This is a genomic window from Streptomyces sp. NPDC051183, from assembly GCF_040682455.1.
Taxonomy (GTDB): Bacteria; Actinomycetota; Actinomycetes; order Streptomycetales; family Streptomycetaceae; genus Streptomyces.
In genome coordinates, this window is record NZ_JBFBBA010000100.1 from 1 (window position 1) to 5,246 (window position 5,246).

Here is a 5,246-nt window from a genome sequence, read left to right on the forward strand (position 1 = left end):
GCCACCGGCAGGTCCTGCCAGTTGCCGCTGACCTGCCCGTTGGGGCAGGTGACCTCGCGCTGGTCGAAGTCGATGATGAAGTTCTCCCGGCCGAAGCCGTCCCCTGCCCGGTGCTGCGGGGTGGTACTGGGCGGAAGCGGCCCGATCAGGGTGACGCGGTGCAGGCGGGCGGCGTCGTCCATGCCGGCGACGGAGGTGTAGCCGCCGTCGACCAGGTGCCGGTCCGGCAGCAGGCGCCGTCGCCTGAGGCGGGCGTGGATGCCGGGAAGCGCCTGGCTGTCCGCGCTGGAGACGGCGGTGGCCACGTCGGTGATGATGTTGATCCGTTTGTCGTCGCAGGTCTCGGTGACGTGCACGAGGTAGCCGGTCCAGCGGGTGTCGCCGCGGCGCGTGAAGCGTGCCTCGGTCTCGTACGGCGACTCGATCTGGATCCGGGAGGGCGGCCGGCCGTCTCGTTTCGTGCGCGGCCTGAACCGCCCCTTGGCGTCCGCCAGGAAGTGCTGCACCAGGATCGTCCGGAGCACGTTCGCCTGCGCCGGTGCGCCGCCGGGGAACCGGGCGTCAACGCGTTGCAGCAGTTCGCGGGCGTCGTTGCCCACCTGTTCCAGGCGGGCGACGGGGTGGCTGGGCTGGGAGCACAGGCGAACCGGCCGGCCGTAGCGTTGGGCCCATGCGGCGGTGACCAGCTCGTCCAGCACCTCTGGCGCGTCGCGGGCCGCCTCTTCCAGCACGGCGCGGACCGCCTCGGTCACCAGCTCCAGGCGGGTCAGCTCCCGTGCGGCGGACAGGACGTGGGTGGAGTCGGTGCGCTGCGTGACGCCCCCCTTGAGCAGGCCGGCCCGCCGGATCCGGGTGAGTGCGAGGCCCAGTAACCGGTCGGCGCGGTCGCCTTCGGCGAGCCGGTCGCGGAAGTCGGACAGGACGCTGTGGTGGAAGCCGGGATCTTCCAGGTCCAGTCCGAGGGCGTACTTGAAGTCGATGCGGCAGCGCACCGCCTCGGCGGCCTGGCGGTCGGAGAGGTTCATCGCGTACTGCAGCACGCAGACGGTGGCGAGCTGGGCGGGTGAGAGCCCAGGGCGGCCGTCACGCGGGTACCAGGCGGTGAAGTCCTCGTCACTCCAGAGGCCGTCGAGGCGGTCGCGGATCCACATCGCGGTGGTGCCATTGGGGTTGGCCGCGCGGGCAACCCGGGCGGTCAGCGGCGGGATCTCGGCTCCGGAGTGAGGTTGGAGGGACACATCGGGCTCCTGGGGAACGAGGGCGGGACGTTCCAACGAGCCTGACGCAACGGCACGATCGTTAACTGCCGTTCTCAAGATTCCCGACAGAGTCGCTCATTGGCTGCGCGACGTCCGGGACGCAGTGGATGGACGTAGTCGCGCAGGGTGCTGTAGGCGCAGCGGACCCCACGTTCTTGCAGCTCGCGGTGGAGGCTGGCCAGGTTCGTGCAGCCCTCGGCAATCCGTTGCTCCAGGTAGGGCCGGTAGCGATCGAGTTTGCTGGTCCGGTCTTGCCACTGGCCGTGCAGCATCGCCTCCGGGCTGGCCGCGCGAGCGTACTTGCGCACCGTGTTGCGGCCCAGTCCGAGCCGGCGAGCGACTTCGCGCAGGCTCAGGCCCTGCTCGACCTGGGCGCGGACCGCCGCGTGGGTGTCGCGGAGCCGGTCGAGGAACTTCCCCGGCGGGTAAGGCTCGGGCGGCTCTTGGCCGACGGAGGTCGGCACGGGCCCCGGTTCGGGTTCGGGTTCGGGCGAAGGTTCCGGCTCGACGAGGTTGCGGAGGAGCGCGCGGTGGTGGGAGACCAGGCGTTCGACGGCTTCGCCGAGGTTGTGCCAGAATGCCACTTGTCCGCGCAGTGCTGGGCTTTCGGGGCACCCATGCGGGCACCTTCGGCGAAGAACGCTGCGCGGTCGCGGCAGACGATCTCGACGCCGGGACGCTCGCGCAGCCATGCGGCCAGGGTCTCGGCCTCACGGTCGGGCAGCAGGTCCAGGGGCTGCCGGGTCTCGCAGTCGATCAAGATCGTGCCGTACCGGCGGCCTTTCCTGGTCGCGAACTCGTCCACTCCCAGTACCCGCGGCACCGCCCAGGCCGGCTCGGGCAGCGCCATCACCACGCGCAGCACGGTCATCCGGCTTACGGCGATACCCAGCACCAGACCAAGCCGGACCACCGCGCGAGCGGGACTTCATCGCGCTGGTCGACGGCGTCCATCAGCTGGTCAGGGCGCCGATCGTGCTGGTCTGGGACCGACTGAACACCCACGTCTCCCGCAGGATGCGGGACCTCGTCACCGAGCGGACGTGGCTGACGGTGTTCCTGCTGCCCGCCTACTCGCCCGACCTCAACCCGGTCGAAGGCGTCTGGGCACACGTCAAACGCAGCCTTGCCAACCTCGCCGTCATGGCCCTCGACCGCCTCGAAACCCTCGTCCGCAACCGGCTCAAGCGCCTTCAGTACCGGCCCGAGACCCTCGACGGCTTCATAGCCGGCACCGGCCTGGCTCTCAACGACCCAGCATCACCTTGACGAGCCGAAGTCAGTAATTACCTTGGCGACCCGGAACCGTGCACTTGGTGCGTTCAGCTTCGGCTTGTGCTTGTAATCCCGCAGCACAACCTTGATACCCACCTCTACGGGTTGGCCCAAGGTCTTAGGAACATAAGCGATCTCGAACGTATTTCCGAGTGAAGCTACCTCGACGTACCCTGCCCCGTCGACGTTCGTGACGACGACAGCGGGGCGCTGCCACTTGCGTACACGCTTCGCCGGATCGACCATGCGACCTTTGCGGCAAAAGTTCGCAAACGCCCCTTGGCCGGCGCGGCGCGTACCGGACCGACGCACCCTCGGAACACGGCTGATAGCTCTCCCGGATCCAAATTCTGCCGAACGGTGGAGGTTCTTAGCACCCATCGTTAGCGCCTCTCTCAGATCGTGCCTGCCGGTAAACAGCAGCAACCTATCCGCACGGCAGTCAGCGTAAGCATCGAGATCGGCCATTCAGGCGCAATGCCCCCTCGAACGGGACTGCTGCATGATCAGGGGGTCCTGGTGCGCAGTAATCGCACGGCCGGACGGAATCCGCCACGACGCGGTCAGCCCGAGGCGCAGATTGCGATCTCTCGGTTTCGTGACAGTGGGGTGAGAGACAGTGAGGGGTCTGTGTGTTGGCGCAGGTCAGCTTCGGTTTCTGGAGTGAGGCTCACTGTCATGGATGTGGGAGATCGGGGCGATTTCACTGTCACGAGGCGCTCTTCGTGCAGGTGGCACACTGACACGAATCCGAGAGATCGCACTCAACTCCATCGGTACGGAAGCGGCGTCCAACGGAGCCAAGGACATCACGTACGCGACCACGGGCTGGGACCGCGCCACGCTCCCACTCCTGCGCGGCACACCCGACGTCAACGGCGACGGAATCCCCGACATCTACGCCACCCGCAACGACGGAACCCTGCACCTCTTCAACGGAGGCGACAAGGCCATCATCAACGGCTGGCGCGTCGAGGAAGACGACTGGAACAGCATCCTCACCATCGGCTGACCCAGCCTGCCCCGATCAAGCGCCCGGCCAGGTATTCCTGGCCGGGCGCTTGGGGCAGAGCCCGGCTGAGGCTGATCCTTTGGAGTGGACACCCTGACAATGGATCTTGATGGTCCAGGGGGGGATGTCCAGGTGGGACGCAGGTCTCCGTATCCGGAGGAGTTCAGGAAGGACGCGGTCGCGTTCTACCGCGCCGCTGGAGGGAAGCGAACCTATGCGACCGTGGCCGCGGATCTCGGTATCACCGCGGAGTCGCTGCGGACGTGGGTGCGCAAGGACGAGGCCCAGGCCGTGCCCGGACGCCGTGACACGGGCGGCGAGGCGGACGAGCTGGCCCGGCTGCGGGCGGAGAACGCCCGGCTGCGCAAGCAGCCGGACGGGCGGTTCGCTCCTCGCCCGTAGGAGAGGAGGGCAGGTTCCCGCACTTCTGCCCGGCCGCCAGGGCATGGGCTGGCACCCGGATTACGACATCCGCTGGCTTAACGTGGTCAATCTGCTACTTTCCGTGCATGACTTTCGAACCAACGCGCCGTCAGGCACTCCGGCTCACGCTCGGCGCCCTCACCGCTTCACGCCTCGCAGGTCACGCGCAGGTCGCAGCTGTTACCTGCAGCCGTGGGGTGCTGATTGTGCTGGTGAGGGGCTCGACGTAGCGAGGCTGGTGACAGGTCGTTGCGGCTTTCACGGTGACAAGCGATGACGTTCCAGCCGGACGGGGCATGCGGATCCTCAACTTCGCAGTTTCACTGGTCCACAACAACTGCCGTCGGTCAGTGAGTGTGAGCAGTCGTCATGCTTCTGACCTGGGGTTGTGCAGTTTGATTGCGTGGGCCGGCGACTGTGTTGGCTCACTGGTTCTGTGCGGGGTCCGTGTGCGACAGCCGTTTGACCTGCGGACTCCTGAGCTCGGACCCTGCTTGTGCAGGTTGGCTGAGTACGGCGCAGTTTCAGCGATCCTCGACATGCGACGAGGGTTCGTGAGGTTCGGATGGGGGCCTGTTTTCCAGATTCAATCCTGGATTCAGAATGAAGCAAGCTCCTGAGAGTGGCATGATCGGGTCATGCTGCGTGTTGTTGAGTTCTTTGTCGCTCCTGACGATGGGGCGGCCGCCGTCGTGGGGCCGAAACGCCGTGGCCATGGGTTTCCGGCGTTCGAGTGCGCGGATTTCTTTCCCGATGATGCGGTTGAAGACTGGGAGGTTCTCCTCGTCAGGGGTGCGGCATCGGACCTGCGTGCTGTGGTGCCGATGAAGAACGACGGTTTCATGGTGTTCGAGGTACCTGGGAGACTGTGTTCGGCGCTGGCGGCGGCTAGTAGGGGACGGCTTGTCGAGGTTGCGGCGCAGTGGGTTGAGCTTGCCGAGGCGAAGGATGGGGCCCCAGCAGAGATGGCGGTCGAGATCCTCACAGGGGTAGCCGATCTGGCTCGTAGAGCAGGAGACCTGGGCCATTCCCTGTACTGCTGGTACTTCGCCCCTTGAGCCAGGCAGCCTCCGGCCGAGGCCGTCTCACCCGCGCACAGGCCGCCTCTGCTGCTGGCGCTGGGCCCGCGGAGCGGGCCCTTGGCCCTGGAGGCGGAGCCGGAAGGGCTGGGGTGGGAGCGAAGCGGACACCAACGGGCCGAAGGCCCGAACCCCGTGAAACGGGGTCACTCAGGCCTGCGGAGCAGGCCGTTCGGGGTAGAGCGAAGCGGAACCCCG

General features: G+C 67.1%; 5 protein-coding genes and 2 pseudogenes. 4 read left to right on the forward strand and 3 right to left on the reverse strand.

The window, feature by feature from the left end:
* The 3 genes and pseudogenes from AB0M99_RS37385 to AB0M99_RS37395 all read right to left on the reverse strand — a co-directional run.
* The coding region (locus AB0M99_RS37385; protein ID WP_365928673.1) for a transposase at positions 1–1,238 on the reverse strand (1,238 nt) is incomplete at its 3' end.
* 74 nt (positions 1,239–1,312) lie between these two features.
* Positions 1,313–1,843, reverse strand: a complete 531-nt coding sequence (locus AB0M99_RS37390; RefSeq protein WP_365928681.1) for a hypothetical protein — start codon at positions 1,841–1,843, stop codon at positions 1,313–1,315.
* Positions 1,844–1,896: 53 nt separating this feature from the next.
* A pseudogene (locus AB0M99_RS37395) lies at positions 1,897–2,130 on the reverse strand (transposase); the annotation flags it as partial.
* 59 nt (positions 2,131–2,189) lie between these two features.
* Between AB0M99_RS37395 and AB0M99_RS37400 the strand changes: the two are divergent.
* The 4 genes and pseudogenes from AB0M99_RS37400 (at position 2,190) to AB0M99_RS37415 (ending at position 5,027) form a co-directional block, all read left to right on the forward strand.
* Positions 2,190–2,528 carry a transposase gene (locus AB0M99_RS37400; protein ID WP_365928679.1) on the forward strand — a complete coding sequence of 113 codons (339 nt, stop codon included), beginning with the start codon at positions 2,190–2,192 and terminating at the stop codon, positions 2,526–2,528.
* Positions 2,529–3,216: 688 nt separating this feature from the next.
* Entirely contained in the window at positions 3,217–3,546 is a 330-nt protein-coding gene (locus tag AB0M99_RS37405) for a hypothetical protein (protein ID WP_365928675.1), read from the forward strand.
* A gap of 132 nt (positions 3,547–3,678) precedes the next feature.
* A pseudogene (locus AB0M99_RS37410) lies at positions 3,679–3,912 on the forward strand (transposase); the annotation flags it as partial.
* Between the two features lie 695 nt (positions 3,913–4,607).
* Positions 4,608–5,027: a hypothetical protein gene (locus AB0M99_RS37415; protein ID WP_365928677.1), complete on the forward strand. Its 420-nt coding sequence runs from the start codon at positions 4,608–4,610 to the stop codon at positions 5,025–5,027.
* Positions 5,028–5,246: the final 219 nt, after the last annotated feature.

What these genes read in the sequence shown, in the direction of transcription:
- AB0M99_RS37405 (WP_365928675.1), top strand. Translation starts at nt 3,217, where the DNA reads ATGTGGGAGATCGGGGCGATTTCACTGTCACGAGGCGCTCTTCGTGCA.
- AB0M99_RS37415 (WP_365928677.1), top strand. Translation starts at nt 4,608, where the DNA reads ATGCTGCGTGTTGTTGAGTTCTTTGTCGCTCCTGACGATGGGGCGGCC.